This window comes from Actinoplanes sp. SE50/110 (assembly GCF_900119315.1).
Lineage (GTDB): Bacteria > Actinomycetota > Actinomycetes > Mycobacteriales > Micromonosporaceae > Actinoplanes.
Map to the genome: position 1 here is coordinate 5,760,350 of NZ_LT827010.1, position 25,411 is coordinate 5,785,760.

Annotated in this window: 20 protein-coding genes; 9 read left to right on the forward strand and 11 right to left on the reverse strand. The window is 73.8% G+C overall.

Annotation, left to right across the window (positions count from 1 at the left end; all coding sequences use genetic code 11):
* Positions 1-22: 22 nt before the first annotated feature.
* Positions 23-2,611 (reverse strand): ATP-dependent Clp protease ATP-binding subunit, encoded by a 2,589-nt coding sequence (locus ACSP50_RS25845; protein ID WP_043512191.1) that lies wholly within the window; start codon positions 2,609-2,611, stop codon positions 23-25.
* Between the two features lie 484 nt (positions 2,612-3,095).
* Between ACSP50_RS25845 and ACSP50_RS25850 the strand changes: the two genes are divergently transcribed.
* The 5 genes from ACSP50_RS25850 to ACSP50_RS25870 all read left to right on the forward strand — a co-directional run bounded on the left by ACSP50_RS25850 (position 3,096) and on the right by ACSP50_RS25870 (position 8,844).
* Positions 3,096-3,470: a hypothetical protein gene (locus ACSP50_RS25850; RefSeq protein ID WP_043515425.1), complete on the forward strand. Its 375-nt coding sequence runs from the start codon at positions 3,096-3,098 to the stop codon at positions 3,468-3,470.
* A gap of 379 nt (positions 3,471-3,849) precedes the next feature.
* Positions 3,850-4,110: a hypothetical protein gene (locus ACSP50_RS25855; RefSeq protein WP_014692242.1), complete on the forward strand. Its 261-nt coding sequence runs from the start codon at positions 3,850-3,852 to the stop codon at positions 4,108-4,110.
* Between the two features lie 4 nt (positions 4,111-4,114).
* Positions 4,115-5,008, forward strand: coding sequence for a hypothetical protein (locus tag ACSP50_RS25860; protein ID WP_014692243.1), 894 nt, complete (start codon positions 4,115-4,117; stop codon positions 5,006-5,008).
* A gap of 432 nt (positions 5,009-5,440) precedes the next feature.
* A complete protein-coding gene (locus tag ACSP50_RS25865) occupies positions 5,441-8,146 on the forward strand; it encodes an FtsK/SpoIIIE domain-containing protein (protein WP_014692244.1) in 2,706 nt (901 codons plus the stop codon).
* Positions 8,143-8,844, forward strand: a complete 702-nt coding sequence (locus ACSP50_RS25870; RefSeq protein ID WP_014692245.1) for a hypothetical protein — start codon at positions 8,143-8,145, stop codon at positions 8,842-8,844. The genes ACSP50_RS25865 and ACSP50_RS25870 overlap by 4 nt, the downstream gene beginning before the upstream one ends.
* Before the next feature lie 148 nt (positions 8,845-8,992).
* On the opposite strand, the gene ACSP50_RS42290 is transcribed toward ACSP50_RS25870, so the two are convergent.
* A complete protein-coding gene (locus ACSP50_RS42290; protein WP_014692246.1) occupies positions 8,993-9,169 on the reverse strand; it encodes a hypothetical protein in 177 nt (58 codons plus the stop codon).
* Positions 9,170-9,471: 302 nt separating this feature from the next.
* On the opposite strand from ACSP50_RS42290, the gene ACSP50_RS25875 reads away from it, so the two are divergent.
* A complete protein-coding gene (locus tag ACSP50_RS25875) occupies positions 9,472-10,269 on the forward strand; it encodes a DUF72 domain-containing protein (RefSeq protein WP_043512193.1) in 798 nt (265 codons plus the stop codon).
* A 74-nt stretch (positions 10,270-10,343) separates the two neighbouring features.
* On the opposite strand, the gene ACSP50_RS25880 is transcribed toward ACSP50_RS25875, so the two are convergent.
* The 5 genes from ACSP50_RS25880 to secA2 all read right to left on the reverse strand — a co-directional run bounded on the left by ACSP50_RS25880 (position 10,344) and on the right by secA2 (position 15,682).
* The gene (locus tag ACSP50_RS25880) at positions 10,344-11,237 is read right to left on the reverse strand and encodes a DUF72 domain-containing protein (protein ID WP_014692248.1); all 894 of its coding nucleotides are present in this window, start codon (positions 11,235-11,237) and stop codon (positions 10,344-10,346) included.
* Between the two features lie 69 nt (positions 11,238-11,306).
* Positions 11,307-11,729, reverse strand: coding sequence for a TraR/DksA C4-type zinc finger protein (locus ACSP50_RS25885; RefSeq protein ID WP_014692249.1), 423 nt, complete (start codon positions 11,727-11,729; stop codon positions 11,307-11,309).
* A gap of 187 nt (positions 11,730-11,916) precedes the next feature.
* Positions 11,917-12,549, reverse strand: coding sequence for a uridine kinase (locus ACSP50_RS25890; RefSeq protein WP_014692250.1), 633 nt, complete (start codon positions 12,547-12,549; stop codon positions 11,917-11,919).
* Positions 12,550-12,553: 4 nt separating this feature from the next.
* Positions 12,554-13,015: a winged helix-turn-helix domain-containing protein gene (locus ACSP50_RS44875; RefSeq protein WP_369793874.1), complete on the reverse strand. Its 462-nt coding sequence runs from the start codon at positions 13,013-13,015 to the stop codon at positions 12,554-12,556.
* 375 nt (positions 13,016-13,390) lie between these two features.
* Positions 13,391-15,682, reverse strand: a complete 2,292-nt coding sequence (secA2, locus tag ACSP50_RS25900) for an accessory Sec system translocase SecA2 (protein WP_014692252.1) — start codon at positions 15,680-15,682, stop codon at positions 13,391-13,393.
* Between the two features lie 155 nt (positions 15,683-15,837).
* Between secA2 and ACSP50_RS25905 the strand changes: the two genes are divergently transcribed.
* A complete protein-coding gene (locus tag ACSP50_RS25905; protein WP_014692253.1) occupies positions 15,838-16,575 on the forward strand; it encodes an ATP-binding protein in 738 nt (245 codons plus the stop codon).
* Between the two features lie 109 nt (positions 16,576-16,684).
* On the opposite strand, the gene ACSP50_RS25910 is transcribed toward ACSP50_RS25905, so the two are convergent.
* The gene (locus ACSP50_RS25910) at positions 16,685-17,650 is read right to left on the reverse strand and encodes a hypothetical protein (protein ID WP_014692254.1); all 966 of its coding nucleotides are present in this window, start codon (positions 17,648-17,650) and stop codon (positions 16,685-16,687) included.
* Positions 17,651-20,768: 3,118 nt separating this feature from the next.
* Here ACSP50_RS25910 and ACSP50_RS25915 point away from each other — a divergent pair.
* Both ACSP50_RS25915 and ACSP50_RS25920 read left to right on the forward strand, forming a co-directional pair.
* Entirely contained in the window at positions 20,769-21,290 is a 522-nt protein-coding gene (locus ACSP50_RS25915; protein ID WP_014692257.1) for a hypothetical protein, read from the forward strand.
* A gap of 200 nt (positions 21,291-21,490) precedes the next feature.
* Positions 21,491-22,969, forward strand: a complete 1,479-nt coding sequence (locus ACSP50_RS25920; protein ID WP_014692258.1) for a glutamate--cysteine ligase — start codon at positions 21,491-21,493, stop codon at positions 22,967-22,969.
* Here the strand turns inward: ACSP50_RS25920 and ACSP50_RS25925 are convergent.
* From ACSP50_RS25925 to cobO, 3 genes are read right to left on the reverse strand one after another with little or no spacing between them, the layout of a single operon-like run.
* Complete coding sequence (locus ACSP50_RS25925) at positions 22,966-23,310, reverse strand: cobalamin biosynthesis protein (protein WP_014692259.1); 345 nt, start codon at positions 23,308-23,310, stop codon at positions 22,966-22,968. The genes ACSP50_RS25920 and ACSP50_RS25925 overlap by 4 nt on opposite strands.
* Positions 23,307-24,662 carry a cobyrinate a,c-diamide synthase gene (locus tag ACSP50_RS25930; protein ID WP_080128013.1) on the reverse strand — a complete coding sequence of 452 codons (1,356 nt, stop codon included), beginning with the start codon at positions 24,660-24,662 and terminating at the stop codon, positions 23,307-23,309. The genes ACSP50_RS25925 and ACSP50_RS25930 overlap by 4 nt, the downstream gene beginning before the upstream one ends.
* Complete coding sequence (cobO, locus tag ACSP50_RS25935; RefSeq protein ID WP_014692261.1) at positions 24,656-25,255, reverse strand: cob(I)yrinic acid a,c-diamide adenosyltransferase; 600 nt, start codon at positions 25,253-25,255, stop codon at positions 24,656-24,658. Before cobO ends, ACSP50_RS25930 begins: the two co-directional genes overlap by 7 nt.
* Positions 25,256-25,411: the final 156 nt, after the last annotated feature.

Consider the following 25,411-nt stretch of genomic DNA (forward strand, 5'->3'; position numbering starts at 1 on the left):
GCGGGCACCCGGCTCCCGGCGGCTATCGAGCCGTGACCTTCGCCGGGGACGACACCTCCAAGGCGAGCTCGCCGTCGCGGACGTCGACCGTCACCGTCTGCCCCGGCGCCAGGTCCGCCGCGAGCAGCATCCTCGACAGCCGGTTGTCCAGCTCCCGCTGGATCGTCCGGCGCAGCGGCCGGGCGCCGAACTCGGGCTGATACCCGCGGTCGGCCAGCCAGTCCACCGCCGCCGTGGTCAGCTCCAGCGTGACGTCCTGCCCGTGCAGCCGCCGCCGGGTCGACTCCAGCAGCATCTCGGTGATCTTCCGCAGCTGGTCGGTCTCCAGCTGCCGGAAGATGATGATCTCGTCGATCCGGTTGATGAACTCCGGCCGCAGCTGCTCCTTGAGCCGCCGGTCCAGCCGGTCCCGCAGCTCGTCCTCCGGCGAGCGGCCGTTCTCGCCGCCGCCGAAGCCCACGCTGCGGGTGGTCCCGCTGATCAGGTCCGACCCCAGGTTGCTCGTCATGATCAACACGGTGTTCTTGAAACTGACCGTGCGCCCCTGGCTGTCGGTCAGCCGCCCGTCGTCGAGCACCTGCAGCAGGATGTTGAACACGTCCGGGTGTGCCTTCTCGATCTCGTCGAGCAGCACCACGCTGTACGGCCGGCGCCGCACCGCCTCGGTCAGCTGCCCGGCCTCGTCGTAGCCGACGTATCCGGGCGGCGCCCCGACCAGCCGGGACACCGTGTGCCGCTCCTGGAACTCGCTCATGTCCAGCCGGATCATCCGGTCCGCCTCGCCGAACAGCGCCTCGGCCAGCGAGCGCGCCAGCTCGGTCTTGCCGACCCCGGTCGGGCCGAGGAACAGGAAGCTGCCGACCGGCCGGTCCGGGTCACCCAACCCGGCCCGCGAGCGGCGGACCGCCTCGGCGACCGCGACCACCGCGTCGTCCTGTCCGATCACGTGCTCGTGCAGGTGCTGTTCGAGGCGCAGCAGACGGTCCCGCTCGGCCTCGGTCAGCTGCGCCACCGGGATCCCGGTCGCCCGGGACACCACCTCGGCCACGTCGGCCGCGGTCACCCGGGGCACGCCGTCCTCGCCCGCCCCGGCTCCGGCGATCCGCGCCTTGAGCTCGTTGATCCGATCCCGCAGCTGCGAGGCGACCTCGTAGTTCTCCGCGTGCACCGCCTGGTCCCGGTCCCGGGACAGCTGCTCCAGCTGCCACTCCTGCTCGCGCAGGTTCTTGTCCGGCGTCTTCACCCGCAGCCGCACCCGGGCGCCGGCCTGGTCGATCAGGTCGATCGCCTTGTCCGGCAGGAACCGGTCGGTGACGTACCGGTCGGACAGCTCGGCCGCCGCGTCCAGCGCCTCATCGGTGATCCGCACCTGGTGGTGCGCCTCGTAGTTGTCCCGCAGCCCGCGCAGGATCGCCACCGCGTCCTCCACCGACGGCTCGCCGACCAGCACCGGCTGGAACCGCCGGGCCAGTGCCGCGTCCTTCTCGATGTGCTTGCGGTACTCGTCCAGCGTGGTCGCGCCGATCACCCGCAGCTGCCCGCGGGCCAGGGCCGGCTTGAGCATGTTGCCGGCGTCCATCCCGCCGCCCTCACCGCCGCCACCGGCGCCGACCAGGGTGTGGATCTCGTCCATGAACACGATCAGGCCGTCCCCGGACGCCTGGATCTCGTCGATGATCTTCCGCAGCCGCTCCTCGAAGTCGCCGCGGTACCGGGTGCCTGCCACCAGGCCGGCCAGGTCCAGCTGCACCACCCGCTTGTCCTGCAGGGTGAGCGGCACCTCGCCGTCCACGATCCGCTGGGCCAGGCCCTCGACGATCGCGGTCTTGCCGACCCCGGCCTCGCCGATCAGCACCGGATTGTTCTTGGTGCGCCGGGACAGGATCTCCACGGCCTGCTCGATCTCGTCGGCCCGGCCGATCACCGGGTCGATCTCGCCGCGCCGGGCCACCTCGGTCAGGTCCACACCGAACTGCTCCAGCGTCGGGGTCGCCGCCGCGCCGCCACGCCCGCCGCCCCGGGAACCGCCCTGGCCGCCACCGGGCGGACCGGCCGGGGTCTCCGGGTTCGGGATGGCCCGGGGGTCGAGCCGGCCGGCCAGCATCCGCCCGGCCGCCGAGTCGGTGTTCAGCCCGAGCGCCATCAGGATGTGCTCCGGGCCGATGTAGGAGGCGCCCACGGCTCGGGAGATCTGCAGGCTGTCCAGCAGCGCCCGCTTGGCGGCCGGGGTCAGCGCGACCTGCTCCGGCCCGTCGCGGTCGGCGCCCATGTCGGCCCGCCGGTTCGCCGCCGCGGTCCGCGACGCGTCGTCACCCAGTCGCGCCTCCAGCTCGGCGAGCAGGGTCTGCGGGTCGGCGCCGGCCCGGCGCACGGTCTGCTTCATCGGCTCCTGCTGCAGAACGGCCCAGAGCAGATGATCGGTATCGAGGTCGGCGAGGCCGTCGCCGGCCCCGAGGTCGGCGGCCCGCCGCGCGGCGTCGGCCAGCACCCGGCGGGCGTCGTTGCTCATGTAGCGCGCGATATCGATCCGCTGCGCCGCCCGGCGCGGCTCCGCCGCACCGAAGAAGCGCGCGAACAGGTCGTCCCACTGACCGGGTCCACCCGGCCCCATCGGTCCGATGCTCATCAGTCTCTCTTCTCCTGGTACTTCCACCAGCGGCCCGCACCCGGGGCCTACCCGGGTCCGGTGGGGGCAAACGCCCGCCGCCGACTGTCAACAGCGCGGGAAACGGGACGTTGATTCCCGGATCCGGCAAAAAGTTGACAGGAGTAGACTCAACTTCATGCCCGACTCCCCGAAGCCCGCTCCCGGACCCCTGACACCGGTCTTCCGCGAGCCGTCCTTCCCCGAGCCGGCACCCGCGTCAGCGAAGTCCCCGCCGCAGCCACCCTCCCCGGGGTCCCCGACTCGGCCGGCCTCCGCGGAGGCCGCGTCCCGGCCGGTCCCCCCGGCGGCCCCGGCGGGGCCGACCTGCCCGGAGTCCCCGTTTCAGGGAGCCACATCAAAGGCCGCCGTGTCCGGTGAACGCACGCCTCAGCCGACTTCGCCACCCGCCGCCGTCGGCGCCGCGGCACCGGCGGCCACATCGGCACCACTGACCCCGCTGGTCATCGTCGACGGCGCCAACGTCGTCGGCTCCGTCCCGGACGGGTGGTGGCGCGATCGGGCCGGTGCCGCCGCCCGCCTCCGCGACAACCTGGCCCCGATCCCGGCCGCCGGGCTCGGCGGGCTACCCGGCCCGGTCGAGCTCATCCTGGTCGTCGAGGGCAAAGCCCGGGACATCCCGGCAGCCACGGCCGGCGTCCGCATCGCCCGCGCCCCCGGCTCCGGCGACGATAGGATCGTCGACCTGGTCCACGCCGAGCAGGGCAGCCGCCACATCGTCGTGATCACCGCGGACCGGGGCCTGCGCGACCGGGTGACCGCCCTGGGCGCCGAGGTCCGCGGCCCCTCCGCAGTCCCCCGCTGACCCCACCCCCGTGCGACGCGTGGCCGGACAGCCGGCGGCGACGCACGCACCGCCCCCCGAACGGGCGCCGCCGAACACCCCGGCGAGGGACGATTCCGGCAAGCAGGCACTACCGGGTGGATTGGCCGGCGGCCGGTGCGGGCATCACCGGGGAACGGGGTCGTCCGCGGGGGCGGCCTCCGGACCCGATCCGGCATGATCCACAATGGACGGTGTCCCGGAGGCGGCACCAGCAGGGCGATCACCGGAGTCGATCGTCGGACTGTGAGTGCGTCTTTGTGTCCGTGGTTTGTCAAAACCGGACGGTCGGGAACGGTGGCCGCCGGACCGGGCGGTACGCTGAGAACGCACGTGGGTTGAGTTACAGGAGGCCGAACGAGTGGCCAGTGTCGCCGAGCTCAGAGCGGCTGTGGATGCCGCCGTCCAGCAGGTGAACGAGGGGCAGGCGGCGATACAGGCGGCTCGGGAGAAGCTCGGCGAGGCTCAGCAGAGCCTGGCGGCCGCGCTCGACGGTGGCGCCCATGAGGCGGTGGGGACGGCGCACGCCTCCCTGTCGCAGGCCGACCAGTCGCTCGAGGATTGTTTCACCGCGACCCGGGTCGCCGTGGAGGCCGCGCAGAACTACACGGCGATGCTCTGACGCGATGTCGGTCCTGCAGGAACTCGGCGCCCGGCTCCGGGCCGCCTCCGACGAGCTACCCGACGGCCTGGTCCTGGTCGCGCTGGAGAAACTGCGCAGCGCCACCGAGCTGCTGAACTGGGTGCGCGAGGAGTCGCATCAGGAGATCGGCGTGCCCCAGCTGGGTGGTGCCACCGAACACGCGGAGCGTGCCGCGGCGGCGCTGCGCCTGGCCGAGGACGCCATCGAGGCCTATCTCGCGGTTCTGGGTCTCGGCGGCGAGCCCGGGGCGCGGCGCGGTCAGGAGTGGCGGGAGGCCATGCGCCCGGAGGAGCCGCGTCCGCCGGCCGCCGAGCCGGATGCGCCGCCGGCCGAGCCGGAGAAGCTGGGCCCGTGGTGGCAGGAGCGGATCGCCCAGCTCACCGGGGAGTCGGCGGCAAAGGATCAGAAGCGGATCGAGGGTACGAATTCTGCCGACCTGCTGCGCCGCGTCGCGGCCGGGGTGCGTTCCGGTGACCGCGCCCGCCTCGGCCGGGAATTGCACGGGGTGACCGCATCGACCGGCCTGGGCCTGTCCGCGGTGACCGCCCCGGTGCTGCACCGTCTGGCCGCCGACCTGCTGGGCCACGAGCCCCGGCCGGAGGATGTGCCCCGGTTGCGGACGGCCGCCGAGGGCCGGGTCCGGGCGCTGCTGCCGGGCACCTCGCCGTCGGTGCTGGAGTCGCTGCTGGACCGGATCTGCCGGGTGCCGCCGCGCGGCGGGCAGCGGCCGCCCGGCCATCCGGCGGACAACGCGGTGACCGCGAGCGTGCTCACCGGAGTGCTGTTGGCCCGCCTGGGCCGCGACGCCGAAGCCCTCGACCCGAACGCCCCGGAGCCCCTGCGCCCGCACGGCGACGCCGGCGAGGCCCGATCATGACCCGGCCCGCGGTCCTCGCGCCCATCCGAGGAAACCCGGATCCGGCCGCCACCGCCACACCCGCGCGGCACACCCGGCCACACCCCGCGCCGACCTGCACCGCTGCGCCCATGCGGCGCCTCCCACGACACCTGGCCCCGGCATCGACCGCTGCGGTCACGCGGCGTCTCCCACGACGCCCGGCGCCGGCCTGGGCCGCCGTGGTCGCGCGGCGACTGCGGCGCGGGCCGGGCGGGACACGACCGGCGGGCGCCGCGGGCGCGGGGCACGTCCGGGGTGGCACGGGGCCGGCGTCGGCCGACGCGGTGGTGCGGCGGGGACGGCCAGCCGCGACCATGGTGGCGGCGCCGGGTGGGCGGGGTGGCGGTGCGGCCTGGGGAGTGGCGGTCATGGTGACACGGGGTGGGACAACTACGACGATGCCGGCCGGTCATGGCTGAATCCACCAAGCAGCAGGTCATGGAGATCCGGGCCGGGCTGTCCCACGCGCTGGGGGCCGCGGAGAACGCTCTCGAAGCCGCCCGGCAGGAAGCGGCCGCCGCCACGGCGCGGGAGGAGCGGGTCCGGGCCGCCGCCGAGGGCCGGCAGCGCAAGCTGGCCGCCGCCCGCGACGAGCGGCTGCGCTCGATCGAGAAGTGGCACGACACCGAGCTCGGCGCCCTGTCCGGGGCGGCGGCCGGTGCCGCCGACCGGGCCGCGCCCGGCGCCGCCGGGGAGCTGTGGCACTCGTGGGACGCCACTCCGCTGCCCCACGCGGCCGAGCTGCGGATCGGCCGGCTGCTGCTGCCCGCCGCGCCGGAACCGTCGGCCGAGCCGGAACGCCCCTGGCAGTGGGACGCCGACGCGCCGGCCGCGGCGCCGGAGACCCCCGAGGTGCCGGCCCTGGTGCAGCTGCTCGACCACGGGCACGTGGTGGTCCAAGGCGACCGCAGACTCGGCGACGACGTGGTGGCCGGGCTGCTGCTGCGCGCGCTGGGCACCAGCACGCCGGGCACGGTGCGGGTGATCGGCTACGACCCGGAGCACCTGGGTGGCGGCCTGGCAGGTTTCGCTCCGCTCGCGCCGGCCCGGGTGCTCACCTTCGTCGCCCCGAACGGGCTGGGTGCGCTCCTCGACGACCTGGTCGCCCAGGTACGGCGGATCAACGAGACGGTGCTGGCCGGCGAGTTCTCGTCGCTGCGCGAGCTGCACGCGGCGACGAAGCGGCGGCCGGAGCCGTGGCGGGTCGCCGTGCTGCTGGGCGCCGGCGACCTGAACCGGCACGAACGCACGCAGGTGGAGCGCCTGCTGCGAACGGGCGCGGCCTGCGGCGTACACTTGATCATTCATGGTTTTGCGGTTGATCCCGCGCCCGGCATCGAGTTCGTGACCGCCGCGCCCGGCGATGAGGCGCGCATGACCAGCGCCGGTGACCTGCCCGTCCGGCTCGATCCGGGGCCGCCGCCGGCGGTGCTGACCGCCGCCTGCCGGCAGATCGCCGAAGCGGCCGCGGCCGGTCCGGCGCCGGTCGCGCTGGACAGCCTGCTGCCGGATCCGGGCGACGAGTGGCGCGAGAGTTCGGCGACCGGGCTGACCGCGCCGCTGGGCGACAGCCCGCAGGGCACCCGGGTGATGGTGACGCTCAGCGACTACCCGCCGCATGCGCTGATCGCCGGGCCGTCCGGCACCGGCAAGACAAATTTCATCTACGCCTGGATGGGTGCGCTCGCCGCCCGCTACTCCCCCGCCGAGCTGGCGTTCTACCTGCTCGATTTCAAGGAGGGCGTATCCTTCGCCCGGTTCGCGCCGGGCCGCCGCGACCAGAGCTGGCTGCCACACGTCCGCCTCGTCGGGGTGAACGTCAACACGGACCGTGAGTTCGGTCTGGCGCTGCTCCGCTTCCTGGGCACCGAGCTGCGCCGGCGCGCCGACGCCGCGAAACAGCACGAGGTGACCAACCTGGCCGAGCTGCGCGCCGAGGACCCGCAGGGGGTGTGGCCGCGGATCGTGGCGGTCGTCGACGAGTTCCAGGTGCTGCTCGCCGGCCGGGACGCCGTCACCACCGAAGCCGTCGACCTGCTCGAAGACCTCGCCCGCCGGGGCCGCTCGCAGGGCATCCACCTGATCCTGGCCAGCCAGGACATCTCCGGCATCGAGGCGCTGTGGGGCCGGCCTGCGCTGGTCGCCCAGTTCTCGCTGCGGATCGCGCTGCCCCGGGCCCGCCGGGTGCTGGCCGAACAGAACGCCGCCGCCGACTCGCTGCCCCGCTACCACGCCGTGGTCAATCCGGACTCCGGGGCGACCGAGGCGAACCAGGTCGTCCGCGTCCCGGCGGCCGGCGACCGCGAACAGTGGGGCGCGCTGCAGCACCGGCTGTGGCGCCGGCTGCCCGCCGGTGAACTGCCACCGCGGCTGTTCGACGGTGACGTGCAGCCGCGGCTCGCCGACAACCCCGACTTCCGGGCTCTGGTCGCCGACGACTCCCCCGCCCCGGTCGCGCTGCTCGGCGAGACCATCGACGTGATGTCCCGCTCGGCGCGCACCGTGCTGCGGCGCGCCCCCGGCCGCAACCTGGCCGTGCTCGGCACCCGGGTCGAGGAGGCGTGCGCGGTGCTGGCCACCGCCGGCCGGTCCCTCGCCGCCCAGTTCGCCCGAGACGGCGCCCGCTTCTCCATCGCCTGCTTCGACCCGGACGCGCGGGCCGCCGCGGAGGCGTTGCACGCCAGGATCCCCGACTGCGGATGGTACGACGCGACCAACGTCGACTGGCTCCTCGAGGACGCGGCCGCCGAGTCCACCGCCGCCTGGCCGGCCGACCGGCCACACTTCATCATCCTGTACGCGGCGGATGCGCTCCCCGGTGGCAAGACCGCCGGTGACCAGCTGCGGACCGTGCTGCGCCAGGGCCCGGAACGCCGGCTGCACGTCCTCGGCTGGTGGCGCGGCGCGGGGCTGCTGCGCGACACCCTCGGCGGGCAGGGCTCCCGGACCGACCCGATCGGCGCCTGGGTCGCCCTCGACGTGCACGGCAGCGAACTGGCCCCGTACTACCCCGGGGCCGGCGCCCCCAACTGGTACCCGCGGCCCTGGCGGGCGCTGCACTTCGACCGCTCGGTGCACCGCGGCGCCGAGGTGATCATCCCCTACGGTGTCTCATGAGCGATCTCGAACGCGCCGACTTCGACCGGGCCGACTATCGGACCGTGCTGCGCCGGCTCACCACCCTCGACCAGCGGGCCGCCGACCTGCGCACCGAAGCCGTCGCCTGGCACGCCGAACAGCACGCCGCCGCCGACGAGGCGGTCCGGGTCGCCGGGGAACGCGTCCGGGACGCCCGCCGCGCGGTCCGCGACGCCCAGCGCGAACTCGAAGAGGTCGACGCGCGGGCGGCCGGGCTGTGGTCCGACTACGTGCACAAGGTCGGTTCGGTGGCGGAACGCTTCGGCAGACTGCCGCCGGCCAGCATCCCCCGGCAGCGGGCCGACGACCGGACCGCCCAGGAGCACCTGGCCGAGGTGGAGAAACGGGTCAAGTGGACGCCGCCGGCCCGGCCGATCACGTTCGGGGTGAAAACCCTGTTCGTGATCTTCGGGCTGGTCGGCGGCATCCTCGGCGCGATCGGGAACCAGATTCTGCGCAGCACCGGCGCCGCCTCCCGGGGCGACTGGCACCAGGCCGCGCCGGTGGTGGCGCTGCTGGTGCTGCTGGCCTGCCCGATGCTGGCGGTGGTGGCCGCCAAACCGGTCGCGGACCGGCGCAAGGTCGGGCTGGACACCGCGACCGTGGTGACCGTGCTGGTGACCGGCCTGGTCACGGCAATGCTGCTGTTCACGGCGGTGCAGTACGCGCAAGGCTGAGCCCGGCAGCGGGTGCCCGCCGCCGGCTACCGGTGGCCGCCCATCCATGTCTGCCGCTGCGGTCGCGCACGGAGAATGTCGCGGCGGGGTGGCGTGCGAGGCATGCGGATCGGCGTTGCCCCGCACCATCGACCGGCCGCCCGTGGGATCAGCGGGGCGCCGCCAGCGTGCGACGCCGCTCGGCCTCCTCCTCCAGGGTCGCCGGGATGTCCTGGTGATGCCCGGCGCCGTGCGCCTCGTCGTATTCGAAGTCGCCGGCCGGGTCGAACTCGGGGCCGGTCTGGTCCCCCGCCGCAGCGACGGGGGTCTCGGGCTCTTCGCTCATACCTCACTGTCTACCCGCCGCCCGGCGCCCGGGCCAGGCGACCGCCCAAGTTCATCGCGGATTCATGCGCCGCCGCGGCTCTCGGGGCGCCCCGGGCGCCGGGCGGGACCATTCCCCGTGCAGCGGCCCCGCCCGGCTCCCCCGGCAGAACGGTGTGCGCCGCGGCAACAGCCCACCGCCGTCCTCCCGATCGAGCGTCGCCGATCGGTGCGGCCCGGAGATCCCGCGCCCGAGGGGCTTACCTACCTCGGAGGGGGGAGATGCCGCGGTGGAAGCGGTGCGATTGTGGGTATGCGGGCGGGGTGTTGTGGATCGGAACGTCGGGGTGGCAGTACCGCGACTGGCGGCCGGGCAAGGGGGCGCAGGACGCCGGGTTCCTGTATCCGGCCGGGCTGCCGCAGCGGCTATGGCTGGAGCACTATGCCGAGCGGTTCGCGACGGTGGAGGTGAACAACGCGTTCTACCGGCTGCCGGAGCGCAAGACCTTCGCCGACTGGCGGGAGCGGACGCCGGACGGGTTCGTCGTGGCGGTGAAGATGAGCCGGTATCTCACGCACATCAAGCGGCTGCGGGAGCCGGCCGAGCCGGTGGGGCGGTTTCTGGACCGGGCGGCGGGGCTCGGGGACAAGCTCGGGCCGGTGCTGCTGCAACTGCCGCCGAATCTGCGGGCCGACCTCGGAGCTCTGGACGAGACACTGGGGTTGTTCCCGGCCGGGGTGCGGGTGGCGGTGGAGCCACGGCATGCGAGCTGGTTCACCGCCGGGTGCGAGGAGGTGCTCCGGCGGCACGGGGCGGCACTGTGCTGGGCCGATCGGGGCGGGCGGCCGGTGACCCCGCTGTGGCGGACCGCCGGCTTCGGATACCTGCGGCTCCATGAGGGCGGGGCGCGACCGTGGCCGCGGTACGGGCGGGCGGCCCTCGCCTCCTGGCTCGACCGGGTGGCGGCTCATGACGTACCGGACAATTTTGTCTTTTTCAACAACGACCCCGGCGGCGCCGCCGTGATCGACGCCGCCGTGCTGGCCCGGATGGCCGAGCGGCGCGGCCTCTCCGTCAGCAGGGTGCCGGTGATGAAACCGCGCCACCCGCACAGTGGATGACCCGCCCCCCGGGGACGGCGGGGCACGGCAGGTGCGTGGGCGGCCGGCAAGGACGCCGCGGGCGCCGGGATGCGTCAGGTGGCCGGGGCGGGGACGGCGGCGTCGTCGAGGAGGTCGAGCAGAGTGGTGGCGTTACGCTGGGCATAATCCGACAGACAATTGTTCATTAGGACGTGGGTGTTCTTCGCCTCGCCGGAGAGCGCGCGCAGTTTCGGCACCCAGTCTGCAAGTTCCTCGTCGGAATATCGATATCCGAACTTCTCGCCGATGTCCTTACTCGTCCACTTGTCGCTGTGCCCGTGGAATCGCACGACGGCGAGGTCGGCGGTGGCGGTCAGGATGGGTGGCACCGACGACTTGTGGCCCTGCGGCATGTCCACGACAACGTACGCCAGATTGTTGTCTTTGAGAAAGCCCAGCGTCTCCTCGCGGTTGCCGCCTTCGAACCAGGCCGCGTTGCGGAACTCGAAGACCGGCCGCAGCGGCCGGCACCGGGCCGCGACCTCGAGCAGGAATTCCTTGTTGGACCGGCGGATGCCGAACCAGGGCGGGAACTGGAAGAGCAGCGCCCCGAGTTTCCCGGCTTCGGCGAGCGGGTCGAGCGCGGTCAGGAACCTGCTCCACACCTCCTCGTAGGCTTGCGGCGGCAGGTCCTGCGGGTAGACGTTGGCCTTCGCCGTGTCCGGCCGCAGGTCCTTGTAGAGCGCCGAGACCCTGGTCGGGTGCCCGGTCAGCAGGCTGAACGCCTTGATGTTGAAGGTGAAGCCGGCCGGGGTCCGGGCCGCCCACAGTTTGGTGGTCTGCTCGCTCGGCGGACCGTAGTAGGTGGAGTCGACCTCGACGATCGGAAACTGGCGGGCGTAGTACGCCAGGCGTTTCTCCGGGGTGTCGGCGGCCGGCGGGTACCACCCCGACCGGATCAGCGTCTTGTCGGTCCAGCCACAGGTCCCGATCCGGATGTTTCCCATGCCGGTGCCGGTGCCCGCCCCCGCCGGTCCGGAAACCACCGCGGGGACGGACGCCCGGCCCGGTTCAGCTCAGCTGGCCCGCCGCTCCCGGACCTGCTTGCAGTTCACGCACGTGGTCGCCGACGGGAAGACCTCGAGGCGCTCCACCGGGATCGGGTTGGAGCAGCCCTCACAGTTGCCGTACGTCCCGTCCTCGAGCCGCTGCATCGCATACTCCGCCTGGGTGCGCCGATCGAGCAGGGTCCGCAGCAGCGACCCGGCAGCGTCCCGTTCGGCCGTCTTGGACCCACTGTCGGCCTGGTCGTCGCCGGCCGAGTCGCCGATCTCGACGAGCCGCAGCCGGTGGCTCTGGGCGACAGCCTCCTCGTACTCCGCGTCGAGCTCCTCGAATCGCGTCCGCAGGAGCACCCGGATCTGGTCGAGCTCGTCGGCCGACCGTGCCTTGACCGTGCTGGCGCCCTTACCGGCCACCACCGCTCCGTTGACGAGCATGTAGTCCCCCTGCCCTTCCCTCAGCCCCTGCCGGTGGGTCCCGGATCGGCTTGTGGAGCCGCCTGATACCCACCGCCGGGGGTCCCAAACGAGACCCCCGCGAAAAAGTAACCGGAGCATAACTGTCAGTGGTCAGTTCCGCCACGGACTCGGCACACGGGTCGTGTGCCGGCGGTCACCCTCCCGGTCAGCCCAACGCTGTGACCAGGGCAGGATGCCGGGGATCATCGAGACGGACGACCACATCCGCAAAAGTTTCCGGGGCCACCTCGTCCGCATATCGGACAAAGGCCGGGAGGGTCCACCGGTCGTCCGAGGTGGTCCGCCGGTCCAGCGCGGCCGGCGAGACGGCAAGGTGGACGGTGAAGTCGAAGGGCAGCCCGGAACCCAGCAGCAGGGGCCCGCTGACCAGCACGACGGCATTGTCCGGCAGCGAGCGGTACGGTTCGCGGGCGGCCCGGTCGACGGCGGCGTCCCAGAGGCGGGTGACGATGCGCCCGGAGCCGCCCGGTCCGGCCGGGTCGAGCACCTCGCGGATCAGCCCGGCCTCGTCGAACCAACCGGCGTAGAACGAGTCCGGATTGGCCCGCCCGAACTCCAGCCGGACCGAGGCCGGGCGCAGGAAGTCCCTGGTGTCGATGCGGACCGCCGGGCGCCCGCGGACCCGCAGCGGGTCGACGAGGGCGTCGGCGAGGCGGGCCGGGTCGGCCGCGTCCGCGCCGTCGACGGCCACCCGGATCCTACTGTCGGATTCCCGACCGGCCAGCCGATCGGCGAGATCGTCGATCAGGACGGTGAACGAGACGGGACGAGCACGCATGGCCTCAATCGTGCGGCATGATCGTGATCCGGGCGTCGTCGGCCAGCCGGTAGCCCACTCCGTAGACGGTGGTCACCGCGGGCACGCTGGCGCCCAGCTTGAGCCGCAGCCGGCGGACGTGCACGTCGACCGTGCGCTCCCCGGCCCGCTCGTAACCCCACACGCCGGCCAGCAGCTGGGCCCGGCTGAACACCCGGCGCGGCCGCTCGGCGAGGTAGAGCAGGAGGTCGAACTCGAGGCGGGTGAGCGGCACCGGCTCGCCCTCCAGCAGGACCTGGCGCGACCCGGTGAGCAGCCGCACCTCCGGCCCGGTGGGAACCGGCTCCGGCTCGGACTCGGCGGCCGCCGACGCGGACTCGACGGTCACCGTGCCCCGGCTCATCTCGACCAGCTCGCGGACCGCGGCGAGCAGCCGGTGGGCCTGCGGCGACACGGCGTCCCCGGTGAGCGGGATCGCGAGCGTCACGGTCAGCGCCGGCTCGGTGCGACGGTTGCCCGGGCCGCGACCCGGACCGGCGGAACGACGATCGGCACGTGGCGACAATGCGCTGACCGGCATTGGTTGGGACCCCCAGAATTTGCTGCGGCAAGCGAATACGATTGATCACTGTGCGTAATGCGGGCCTGATAATTCCGGTCATCCGTATTGCGGGTCAAGTCACCATCCACAGTGTGAGAAACACGTTCCATATTGTTCCCGGTCACACCAATGCATTCCGGTAACGCTTTCTGTCAGCCATATTAAGCATGGCCGAACGCCACGCGTCTGAGCTGGGCCGGAACGTGACCGGGGGCGCCGTACAAGCACGGCGCCCCCGGGAAGAAAAAAATCTGCGTGAAATCAGCCACCCGCGGTGAGCCGGCGGCCCACCGCGGCGATCAGCCGGTCCAGCTCGGAGCCGAACGGGTTGTCGTGCACCAGGTAGGTCCACGTCGCACTGGGCCGGACGATCTCCGCGCGGTCCGGCTCCCAGCCGTCGGTGAGGTCGACCTCCTCGAACGTCTCGATGGTCCGCTCCTCGACCTTGGTCAGCAGGTCCTGGAAGGCGGGCACCGCCGACCGGTGGAACTCGTCCAGCGGGTCCAGCTTGCCCAGCGCCCGCAGGTGCACGCCCTCGCGCACCTCGGACAGGTACGCCAGGTGGTCGGCCCAGAGCCGGTCCAGGTGGAACAGCGCGATCGCCCGGGCCGCGTCGGACAGCACGTCCTCGTCGGTCTCCTTGGCCTTCTCCGAGGACCTCTCCAGCAGCATGATCGCCGCCACCTCGGAGGTGAGCAGCCGCTCGCGCCGCTCGGCCAGCAGCAGTCGCTGCTGCTCGATCACCACGCTGTACCGCCAGGTGTTGCGGTGGATCTCGTGGTTGACACCCTCGGCGACCCGCTGGGCGTGCTCGACCGCATAGTCCACCTGCGGGTCGTGCACCACGCCGTCCATGTCCATCCGCGGCGAGGCCGGCAGGATGTTGCCGGCGTGTCGGGAGACCAGCTCGTCCTCGAGGCTGACGAAGAACACCGAGGTGCCCGGGTCACCCTGCCGACCGGCCCGGCCACGCAGCTGGTCGTCGACCCGGCGGCTGTCGTGCCGGCCCGCGCCGATCACGTACAGGCCGCCCAGCTCGACCACCCGGTCGCGGTCCTTCTCGTCGCTGCCGCCCAGCCGGATGTCGACACCCCGGCCGGCCATCTGGGTGGAGACGGTGACCGCGCCGACGGCGCCGGCCTCCGCGATGATCGCGGCCTCCTCGGCGTCGTTCTTCGCGTTCAGCACGCTGCACGGCACCCCGGCCTCGGCCAGCTGGGCCGCGAGCGTCTCCGACGCCTGCACGTCCAGGGTGCCGATCAGCACCGGCCGGCCCTTCTCGTGCGCGATCTTGATCTCCTCGACCAGCGCCTCGTCCCGGGTGTCGTGCGCCGAGTAGATCCGGTCCGGGTCGTCCTCGCGGATGTTCGGCGTGTTCGGCGGGACCACCGCGACCTCGAGCTTGAAATACTCCCGCAGCTGCTCGCCGACGTGCACCGCGGTCGCCGTCATGCCGCAGACGGTGCGGTAGAGCGCGATGAACGCCTGCACCGTGATGGTGTTGAGCACCTCGCCCTCGGCGGTGGCGGACAGCCCCTCCTTGGCCTCGACGGCCGCCTGCAACCCGTCCGGCCAGCGGCGACGCTGGGCGACCCGGCCGCGCATCTCGTCGATCAGTTCGACCCCGCCGTTGCGCACGATGTAGTCCACGTCGCGGCGCAGCAGGGCGTGCGCGTGCAGCGCCACGTTCACCGCGGACAGCGTCGCGACCTGGTCGTCGGCGTACAGGTCGACGCCGCCGAGCTGCTCCTCGACGTTCTTCAGGCCGGACTCGGTGAAGGCGACGCTGCGGCCGTCCTCGGCCACCTCGTAGTCCTTGCCGGCCCGCAGCGTCCGGACCAGCTCGGCGGCCTCGTGCACCGGGTCGCTCTCCGACGAGGTGGAACCGGCCAGCACCATCGGCACCCGGGCCTCGTCGATCAGGATCGAGTCGGCCTCGTCGACGATCGCGGTGGCCAGCTCCCGCTGCACCCGGTCGGCCACGTCGGTGACCAGCTGGTCACGCAGGTAGTCGAAACCGGCCTCGGACACCGACACGTAGGTGACGTCGCACGCGTACGCCTCGCGGCGCTCCTGCGGGGTCATCGCCTCGGTGACCGAGCCGACCGTCAGGCCGAGCAGCGTGTAGATCGGCTCCATCCACTCGGCGTCCCGCTTGGCCAGGTAGTCGTTGACGGTCAGCACGTGCACCGGACCGTTGCCGAGGCGGGTGTGCCCGTAAGCGGCGATCGTCGCGGTCAGCGTCTTGCCCTCACCGGTGGCCATCTCGGCGACCCGGCCGGAGAGCAGCGCCATCGCGCCGAGCAGCTGCACGTCGTACGGCCGCTGGCCGATCGCCCGGCGGGCCGCCTCCCGGCCCACCGCGCAGACCTCGGTGAAATCGGCGGCCTCCCGAGCCGCGTCGGTCAGCGCCGCGTCGTCGAGCTCCTTGAGCGCCTCCTCGCGAGCCTCGATCGGCTCCAGGCGCCTCGACAGCGGCCCGAGGTCCACAGTCGTGCCGGGACGCTGCAAAAACTTGCGGAATCGGTTCTTCATTCGCTGCGACACACCCATGGCGCGCAACGGTACTTTATTTCGCTGCCGTCCATCCGCCGGACTCCCGGGCACCGCCCGCAGGAGATTGCCCCCGGGAGTGGGTTTGCCCCCCGGGGTGGCCGGGCACCTGCTGTCTCAGCCTCCCGTCACCACCTGAAGGGAAGGAGATCCGCATGCCCAGCCAGCTGGTCTGCCGGCCGGAGCAGGACCTCCCGGTGGCGGTGTTGTCGGTCAGCGGCACCCTGGACCGGCTCACCGGTGACGCACTGGGCCTGGCGGTCCGCCGCAGCCTCGCCGTCCAGCCGGTCAAACTGCTGCTCGACGTGAGCCGATTGAAGGTCGCCGACCCGCTCGCCCTCGGCACGTTCGGCTCGGTGGTCTGCCAGACCGCGGAGTTCCCGAACGTGCCGATCGTCGTCTGCGGCGCCGACCCGGGCACCTGCGCCGCGCTGGCCGCCGCCCCGGACTGCGCCGCCGTCGAGATGGCCACCGACTGCGCGGCCGCCCTCGCCGAGGCCGGCCGGCAACCACTCCCGGAATCGGTGCGGATCCGCCTGCGCCCCGTCCCCGACGCCTGCCGCCAGGTCCGCCACCTGGTCGACCAGGCCTGCGCCCGCTGGCACCGCACCGAGTTCGCCGCCACCGCGGCGCTGATCGCCACCGAACTGGTCGCCAACGTGGTCCGGCACGCGCACACCACCATGGTCTTCACCCTGGGCCTGCGCGACGGCACGATCACGATGGCGGTCCGCGACGGCAGCCGGCGCCTGCCGCGCTCGCTCGACCCCGGCGTCAGTGACGCCGGCGGCCGCGGGTTACGGCTGGTCCGGGAACTCTCGGCGGCGTGGGGCGTGCTGCCGGTCAGCGACGGCAAGGTGGTCTGGACACAGCTGACTCCGGCCCTCCGCTGACCGCCCGATTGCCGGCGGTACGCCGGTGGCTCCGCGCCGCCGCCGGCGACGCGAGCCTGGAAGCCACCGGCGCCGGGAGCCCCGGGATCGGCGGCGCGAGCCAGGGGCGCTAGCGGCGCGGCAAGCCGCTCGGTGCGCTGGCCGGGTCGTCCGGGCCGTCTTCCGCCGGGCCGGCGCCGCGGGAGGGCTGGGCGCCGGCGCGGCCCGGCAGACCGGACGGGGCGCTGGTCTCGTCCATCGGCGCACCCGAGGGCTCCGCCTGGTCTGCGGCCGGCGGGGTGTGCTGGCCCATGTCCGGTGCCTGCAGCCCGGGACGGGTCTGACCCATGTCCGGGACCTGGAGCGCGCCCGGACGGTTGTGCTGCCCCATGTCCGGCGGCTGCAGCCCGGATCGCGCCGCGCCGTCGGCCGGCGGATTGTGTTGCCCCATGTCGGGGGCCTGCAGCCCGGAACGCTGAGCGGGCCCGGCCGGCGGGTTGTGCTGCCCCATGTCCGGCGCCTGCAGCCCGGAACGCTGAGCCGCACCGGCCGGCGCCTTGTGCTGCCCCATGTCCGGCGCCTGCAGCCCGGAACGCTGAGCCGCACCGGCCGGCGCCTTGTGCTGCCCCATGTCGGACGGCTGGAGGCCGGGGCGGGCCTGCCCCATGTCCGGCGGCTGAAGACCCGGACGGGCCTGCCCCATATCGGGCGGCTGAAGACCCGGACGAGCCTGTCCCATGTCCGGCGACTGGAGACCGGCCGGACCGTGAGCGGTGGACTCCGGCTGGCCCGTCGCGGCGCCGGTCATGACGGCGGCCGACGGCAGGAAGTCACCGCCCGCGGCGGCCGGCTTCATCCCGGGCGCGGGCTGGTGGATCGGCGCCGGCGGCGGAATGCTCCCCGCCTGCGGGTCGGCGGCACCGGGGGTGCCGGGCACCACCGGCACACCCGGCTGGGGCGGCATCCCCCCGACGGGCGGCATCCCCGGATGCGGGGGCGGCATCATCCCGGCCGGGCCGCCGGAGGGCCGCGCCGAACGGGTGAAGCGCGGGGCGTCCAGCGGGCTGTTCTGCTGGCTGTACGTGGGCACGCCCATCGGCGCCTGCCCCTCCCCCGGTTGCGGCGCCATTCGAACGGGTGCGACACCCGCGGACGGCGGAGCCATCGGAGCCGGCATGTGCCCCGCCGGCGGCGGCGCCATCGAAGCGGGCGCGACACCCGACGGCGGCGCCATCGAAGCGGGCACCGAACCCGACGGTGGGGCCATCGAAGCGGGCACCGAACCCGACGGTGGGGCCATCGAAGCAGGCGCATGTCCGGTGGGAGGCGCCATCGGAGCAGGCGCATGCCCCTGTGGTGGCGGGGCCATCGGGGCCGGCGCGACACCCGTCGGTGGCGGCATCGGAGCCGGCCCGGGACCCGCGGGCGGCGGCGCCGTCGGCTGCTGCACCGCACCGGGGGCAGCCACGGCCCAGGGCGGCGGCGCCCCGTCACCGTTGTCGCCGGGCACGGCCGTCATCGGCGGTACGCCGGTGCCGGCCACGCCGTCCCCACCCGGGTTGCCGGGCGCCGGCCACGCGGGGTTCACCGGCGAGTCCGCCGGAGCGGAGGTCGCCCACGGCGGCGTGCCGGTCATCGCCGCGGCGGGCGCGTTCCCTGCGTCGTCGGACAGCGAGGGAAGGTTCACCCCGGTACCCGCACCGAGCCCGGTCGGTCCCGCCGGGCCGCCGAGTCCCGACGGCGCGCTCAGGCCGGAACCGGCCGCATCACCCGGCGTGTCGTCGGCTGGCGGCCACGGCTTGAGCCCGCCGGACACCGGCTTCTCGACGGCTGCGGCCGGCGGCCACGCGCGATCTCCGCCCGCGGCACCGCCGACTCCGGGAACGGCGGCCGACCCGGTCGCGTTCCCGGTGGGCGAGCCCGCACCGCCAGGCACACTCTCCGGCGGAGGCCAGGCTCGCAGTCCCCCACCGGCCGCCCCCGCGCCAACCCCGCCGGACGCCGCAGAACCTCCCTCGCCGGAGCCCGGCGCGCCCGGCCCGGCGACGGAGGAGCCGACACCGCCCAGCCCCGGAGCGGAGACACCGAGCGCAGACGCGCCAGGACCGCCCAGCCCGGCAGCGGACGCGCCCCAGCCGCCGAGCCCCGCCGGGCCCGATCCCGGTTCGCCGGTACCGGGCGCACCAGCCAGCCCAGAACCAGGGCTGTCAGCCAACGAAGCACCTGCACCACCCATCCCCGTCAAGCCGGAACCGGGGCGGCCGCCGGACGGCTCGACCCCGATGTCACCGGATCCCGTTGCACCGGCACCAGCGCCCGGCCCGGAGCCGGGGGTGCCGAAGTCCGTCGTGCCGGTCTCCCCGACCGGCGGCCAGGCCCGCAGCCCGCTACCCGAACCGGTCGCCGAGGTACCGTCAGTCGCGGGCCACGCCCGCTGCCCGCCGTCCTGAGCCGTCTCGCCGCTCTCCGCCGACGGCCACGCCCGCAGCCCACCGCCCGAGCCGCTCGCCGGACCATCCTCCGCGGGCGGCCACGCCCGCAAGCCACTACCCGAGCCGCTCTCCGGACCACCCTCCGCGGGCGGCCACGCCTGCGGCCCGGTACCGGAGCCGCTCTCCGTGGGCAGAAAGGCCCGCAGCGCAGCGGCCGAGTCCCTCTCCGGGTCACTGTCCGCTGCCGGCCACGCCCGCAGCGGGCTGCCTGATCCGCTCCCCGAGCCGCTCGCCGCGGGTGGCCAGGCGCGCTGGCCACCATCCAGAGCCGCATCGCCGTCTCCGGCCGGCGGCCACGAGAGGGCGGCCGGCGACTCGGCGGTGGGGGCGGGCGAGGAGGGCGCCGCGTGCGCGCCGCGGCCCGGCGCGCGGCCCTCCGGCGACCGACTGACGAAGGGCTGACCGCTCGACGGCTGAGCGCTCGACGGCTGACCGCTCGACGGCTGACCGCTCGACGGCTGACCGCTCGACGGCTGACCGCTCGACGGCTGACCGCTGGAGGTCCGGCCGTCGGCGGGGGACGGCTCGTCGCCGGTGGCCCAGGCGCGCAGCGGGGAGGCGTCGGCCGCCGCGCCGTTCACGCCGGGGGTGCCGTCGCGGCCGTGCCGACCGGCTTCGGGGGTCGCTTCCCCGCCGGGTGGCGGTTCGGCCGAGCCGAGTCCGGACACGGTCAAGCCACTCGCGCTCGGCGCACCATTCGTACCATTGCTCGATGTCTGCGAAATAAATCCCGGGCCGGAGTTCGCCCCCGGCCCGGTTGCCGCCGGGGCCGGCCCGGCGTTGCCGCCCGCGCCGGCTCCGGACTGGCCGCCGCCGGTGCGCGGAAGACCGCCGAGCCGGGATTCGGTCCACGATTCCCCGCCCGCGGACGCCCAGGGCCGCTCGTGGGTGCCGGTCGGTTCGGTGGCCCACCTCGGCAGCTCCGTCGAGAGCGGCCCGCCGGCCGACTCCCCCCCGTCCCCAGCCGGCGGACCAGCGGAGGCGCCGGGCAGCGGTCCGACGGAGGCACCGGACAGGGGTCCAGCGGAGGCGCCGGGCAGCGGTCCCGCGGAGGCGCCGGACAGCGGTCCCGCAGAGGCACCGGACAGCGGGCCTTCGGAGGCGCCGGGGAGGGGATCGGTGAGCGGGTCGGCCGACGGGGCGACCGCGGCCCACGGCGCGAGTGCCGACGGCGTACCACCGGCAATCGGTCCGGAGCCGAGCGGATCCGCAACCTCTTCCGAAGCGGTCCAGGAGGGCAGGAAGGCGGGTTGCCCGGGCGGCGGGGCGAACGCGACCCGGGTGGCCGCGACCAGGCCGGACGCCTCGGCGAGTCCGGCGGCGGCGAGTACTTCGGCGGCGGCCTGCCCGGAGCGGCAGGGCAGCGGTTCGCCGCAGGCGGGACAGCGGGTCAGACCCTCGCGCGGCCCCTCACCACCGGCGTGTGCGGCGAGCATGTCACGCGCGGTGCGCGCCAGCACACTATCCGGTTTGACATAGTTCGTCGGTGCCACTGGTCTCCGCCCCCCGTCCGCGCCGAGGTTCGCGCGACTCCTCGTCCAGTTCACCCCGACGGGTGGCCCTGACGTGCGGGTTTCCGCAACCCGGTGGGAATTGCCCGGTTTCTGGCCCGGAGGGCGTTGCCGATTGATAAGGAGAAGAAGATCGGGAATTTACGATTCACTCACGGTGCTCGGGTAAGTCCTGTCCGTAACATTGAGGAACATCCAGGAGGTGATCCCCATGGACGACACCGAGCTGCACCGCGAGCGGATCCTCCGGCACGTCAGTCCGATCATCACCGGCCGGTTCATCGGCTTCCAGCCGTCGTACACCCGGGAGGTGCGGGTGGGGCGGCCATTGGCGGTCGCGGTGTTCCTCACCGCCGGCATCGCCCAGCTCCTGGCCGCGCTGCTGCGGATGAAACCGGCCCGGCGCAGCCTGCGTGAGCTGCGCAGCGGCCCGGAGTTCCTGGTCACCCCGGTCCGCCTGCGCGACGATCTGGGGCAGACGTACGAGATCGAGATGCACGGGCAGTTGCCGCAGTCCGCGCTGCACCGCGGCGACCTGGTGCAGGTGCGCACCGAGCCGCAGCGGGACCGGACCCTGCCGGTGCGGCTCACCCAGGTGGTGAACCTGACCACCATGCAGCCGCTCACCCCGCGCATCCCGACCCGCTGGTCACACCTGGGCCCGGCGATGCTGCTGCAGGCGGCGGCCGGTCTGGTGGTGGCCGGGATCATCATGGCCGCGATCCTCCGCTAGGCCCCGATGAGCAGTGGCGTAGAAAACCTTACTAGCGGGTACCGGGGCGTCCATGTTCGACGCTGCGTTAACCATCACCCGCCAAGGTTGCTCGTCGGGATGGGGTTCGGGCATCGACAGCGGTAATCATGGGTCCAGGGGGACCGCTGCGACGATGCCCGTTCTCCCTCGTCGCTGACGCCTTGCGAAGGTGGTGCCTGGTGGGCGAGAAAGTCGAACAGACACAGTTTTCCCGAGAGGACCGGAGCCGGTACCGGCAGAAGGTCCGCCGCAGTCTGGACGTGTTCGCGACGATGCTGCGCGAAGCCCGTTTCGACTTCGAGCGGCCGATGACCGGCATGGAGATCGAGCTCAACCTGATCGATGGGCAGGCCGGCCCGGCGATGCGCAACGCCGAGGTGCTCGGCGCGATCGCCGACCCGGACTTCCAGACCGAACTGGGCCAGTTCAACATCGAGATCAACCTGCCGCCCCGGCGGCTGGCCGGCGACGACATCGCCGACCTGGAGAAGGGGCTGCGGGCCAGCCTCAACCACGCCGAGGGCAAGGCCCGCACGGTGGGCGTGCACCTGGTCACCGTCGGGATCCTGCCGACCCTGCGCCGCGAACACCTGACCGGCGCGGCACTGTCCGCGAATCCGCGGTACGCGCTGCTCAACGAGCAGATCTTCGCGGCCCGCGGGGAGGACCTGGACATCCGGATCGACGGGGTGGACCGGCTGGCGGTCACCACCGACACGATCGCGCCCGAGGCGGCCTGCACCAGCACCCAGTTCCACCTGCAGGTCAGCCCGGCGCAGTTCGCCGCGTACTGGAACGCCTCGCAGGTGATCTCCGGGATCCAGGTGGCACTGGGCGCGAACTCGCCGCTGCTGTTCGGGCGCGAGCTGTGGCGCGAGACCCGGATCCCGCTGTTCGAGCAGGCCACCGACACCCGCTCGGAGGAGATCCGGGCACAGGGTGTCCGCCCGCGGGTATGGTTCGGGGAACGCTGGATAACCAGCGTCTTCGACCTGTTCGAGGAGAATGTCCGGTACTTCCCGGCGCTGCTGCCGATCTGCGACGAGGACGATCCGGCCGACCTGCTGGAGCGTGGTGACACCCCGGCGCTCAGCGAGTTGAGGCTGCACAACGGCACGGTCTACCGGTGGAACCGGCCGATCTACGACGTGGTCGGCGGCCGCCCGCACCTGCGGGTGGAGAACCGGGTGATGCCGGCCGGACCGACGGTGGCCGACACGATGGCGAACGCGGCGTTCTACTACGGCCTGGCCCGGCACCTGGCCGAGGCGGAGCGGCCGGTCTGGACGCAGCTGAGTTTCCGGGCCGCCGAGGAGAACTTCCACGCCTGCGCGCGGCACGGGATCGATGCCAGCGTGTTCTGGCCGGGCGTGGGCACGGTGCCGGTGACCGAGCTGGTGCTGCGCCGGCTGCTGCCGCAGGCGGCCGACGGGCTGGACCGGTGGGGGGTCTCGACGGCCCAGCGGGACCGGCTGATGGGCATCATCGAGCAGCGCTGCCTGCGCCAGCAGAACGGCGCGTCGTGGCAGGTGGAGACACTGCACGAGCTGGAGAAGCAGGGGATGGAGCGGCAGCGGGCGCTGCACGAGATGATGCGGCGCTACCTGCCGCTCATGCACGAGAACATCCCGGTCCACGAATGGCCGGTCGGCGTCTAGACCGGGCCGGCGATCGCCACGGTGACGCCACCGAAGATCCGTTTGGGCAGGATCAGCACCGCACCGGGGCCGGCCGCGCGCAGCGCCGCCGCCTCGGCCACGCTGGGCGTGCCGGCCAGCTCGGCCACCCGGCCGCTCGGGCTGGGCACGTCCTGGCCGGCCAGGTCGGCCGCGGTGAAGGCGCGCACCGGCCATCCCCGGACCAGCCCGGCCCGCCGGTCCAGGGTGGCCACCGCGGTCACCGCGCCCGGGTCGGCGCCGGCCGCGGCCAGGGCCGCGGTGATCGCGGCGGTCACCGCCTCCGGGGCGGTCCCGGGCCGGGCGCCGACGCCGACGATCACGCCGCCGCCGCGCGTACCAGCCGGGGCGCCGTGCCGGGCTGCCCGGCCCAGTGCAGGTGCAGGTAGGACGCGTGCACCGAGGCGGTGGCGAATCCTTCCGGGTCGGCGCCGCGCCACGCCCAGGCGGCCCCGCCGGCCGGGGACAGCAGCAGACCCGAGCGCGGGTGCACGGCGGTCCGGTGGAATTCGTGCCCGGTGACCCGGGTGCCGGCCGGGGCGAGGGGGCTGTCGGACAGGGCGACCGCGTCCCGGTAGCCGAGGGTCAGTGACGGGGTCATCACGGCCTCGGCGTCCAGCACCCCGCACATCGGGGCGCCGTCCAGGGTGCGGCACAGCCAGAGCAGGCCGGCGCATTCGGCGGCGATCGGGCGGCCGGCCGCGGCCAGCCGCCGGACCGACTCGCGCAGCGGCTCGTTGGCGGACAGTTCCGCGGCGTACACCTCGGGGAAGCCGCCGCCGACGACCAGCGCCCGGGTGCCGTCCGGCAGTTTCTCGTCGCGCAGCGGGTCGACGATCACCACCTCGGCACCGGCGCCGGTGAGGAGTTCGGCGGTCTCGGCGTACGCGAAGGTGAACGCGGGACCACCGGCGAGCGCGACCGTCGGACGGCCCGGCACCGGATCCGGCGCCTGCGGGGTCCACGACGCCGCCGCCAGCGGCGGCGCGGACCGGGCGACCGCGGCGATCTCGTCCAGGTCGACCGAGGCCTCGATCAGGGTGGCGAGGGCGTCGACCGAGGCGAGCGCCTCGGCGCGGCGCTCGGCGGCCGGGACCAGGCCCAGGTGCCGGCTCGGCGCGGCGACCGCGTCGGCCCGGCGCAGCGCGCCCAGCACCGGCGTGCCGACCTCCTCGCAGGCGTCCCGCAGGATCTGCTCGTGCCGGTCCGAGCCGACCCGGTTGAGGATCACCCCGGCCAGCCGGACCGTGCCGAAGCTGCGGAAGCCGTGCACCACCGCGGCGATCGAGCGGCCCTGCGCGGCGGCGTCCACCACCAGGATCACCGGCGCCTGCAGCAGCGCGGCGACCTGCGCGGTCGACCCGGTCTCACCGGCGCCGGTGCGGCCGTCGTACAGGCCCATCACGCCCTCGACCACGGCCAGGTCGGCGCCCCGCGCGCCGTGCGCGAACAGGGGCCCGATCAGCTCCTCGCCGACCAGCACCGGGTCCAGGTTGCGGCCCGGCCGGCCGGCCGCCAGGCTGTGATAGCCGGGATCGATGTAGTCCGGACCGACCTTGAACGGGGCCACCGGCGTCCCGCGCCGGGCGAACGCGGCCAGCAGCCCGGTGGCCACGGTGGTCTTCCCGTGCCCGGAGGCGGGCGCGGCGATCACCACCCGGGGAATCGTCACCATTCGATCCCCTGCTGTCCCTTGCGCCCGGCGTCCATCGGATGCTTGATCTTGGTCATCTCGGTGACCAGGTCGGCCGCCTCAATCAGATCGGGATGCGCGTCCCGCCCGGTGATCACCACATGCTGCGTGCCGGGCCGCTCGGTCAGCGTCGCGACCACGTCGGCGACGTCGACCCAGCCCCACTTCATCGGGTAGGTGAACTCGTCGAGCACGTAGAACCTGTACGTTTCGGCGGCCAGATCCCGCTTGATCTGCGCCCACCCCTCGGCCGCCTCCGCGGCGTGATCCCTCTCGGTCCCGGCGCGCTGGATCCAGGACCAGCCCTCGCCCATCTTGTGCCAGGTGACCGGGGTGCCGTTCACGCCGTCGAGGGCCTTGAGCGCGGTCTCCTCGCCGACCTTCCACTTCTGCGACTTGACGAACTGGAAGACCCCGATCGGCCAGCCGGCGCTCCAGGCGCGCAGGGCCATCCCGAAGGCGGCCGTGGACTTGCCCTTGCCCGGCCCGGTGTGCACGGCGAAGACCGCCTGACGGCGACGCTGACGCGTGGTCAGGCCGTCGTCGGGCACGGTGGTCACTTTCCCCTGCGGCATTGCCAACCCTTCTCCGCCGCTGCGCGGCGCTGTCCCCGGTTCCTTGAGGCCGCTGCCCGGTTGCGGTCAGCGGCGGTCCCTGCCCGCGCTTGCCCGGTACGCCGTCAGCCGTGCCCGCCGCGCGCCGGCCCGATGCCCGCGTCGCGGTCCTGCCCT

Bases quoted from the DNA above. Each gene is read 5' to 3' on its own strand.
- ACSP50_RS25845 (WP_043512191.1), bottom strand. From the start codon at position 2,611: ATGGGGCCGGGTGGACCCGGTCAGTGGGACGACCTGTTCGCGCGCTTC.
- ACSP50_RS25860 (WP_014692243.1), top strand. From the start codon at position 4,115: ATGTCGGTCCTGCAGGAACTCGGCGCCCGGCTCCGGGCCGCCTCCGAC.
- ACSP50_RS25865 (WP_014692244.1), top strand. From the start codon at position 5,441: ATGGCTGAATCCACCAAGCAGCAGGTCATGGAGATCCGGGCCGGGCTG.
- ACSP50_RS25870 (WP_014692245.1), top strand. From the start codon at position 8,143: ATGAGCGATCTCGAACGCGCCGACTTCGACCGGGCCGACTATCGGACC.
- ACSP50_RS42290 (WP_014692246.1), bottom strand. From the start codon at position 9,169: ATGAGCGAAGAGCCCGAGACCCCCGTCGCTGCGGCGGGGGACCAGACC.
- ACSP50_RS25880 (WP_014692248.1), bottom strand. From the start codon at position 11,237: ATGGGAAACATCCGGATCGGGACCTGTGGCTGGACCGACAAGACGCTG.
- ACSP50_RS25885 (WP_014692249.1), bottom strand. From the start codon at position 11,729: ATGCTCGTCAACGGAGCGGTGGTGGCCGGTAAGGGCGCCAGCACGGTC.
- ACSP50_RS25890 (WP_014692250.1), bottom strand. From the start codon at position 12,549: ATGCGTGCTCGTCCCGTCTCGTTCACCGTCCTGATCGACGATCTCGCC.
- secA2 (WP_014692252.1), bottom strand. From the start codon at position 15,682: ATGGGTGTGTCGCAGCGAATGAAGAACCGATTCCGCAAGTTTTTGCAG.
- ACSP50_RS25905 (WP_014692253.1), top strand. From the start codon at position 15,838: ATGCCCAGCCAGCTGGTCTGCCGGCCGGAGCAGGACCTCCCGGTGGCG.
- ACSP50_RS25910 (WP_014692254.1), bottom strand. From the start codon at position 17,650: ATGGGCGTGCCCACGTACAGCCAGCAGAACAGCCCGCTGGACGCCCCG.
- ACSP50_RS25915 (WP_014692257.1), top strand. From the start codon at position 20,769: ATGGACGACACCGAGCTGCACCGCGAGCGGATCCTCCGGCACGTCAGT.
- ACSP50_RS25930 (WP_080128013.1), bottom strand. From the start codon at position 24,662: ATGGTGACGATTCCCCGGGTGGTGATCGCCGCGCCCGCCTCCGGGCAC.
- cobO (WP_014692261.1), bottom strand. From the start codon at position 25,255: ATGCCGCAGGGGAAAGTGACCACCGTGCCCGACGACGGCCTGACCACG.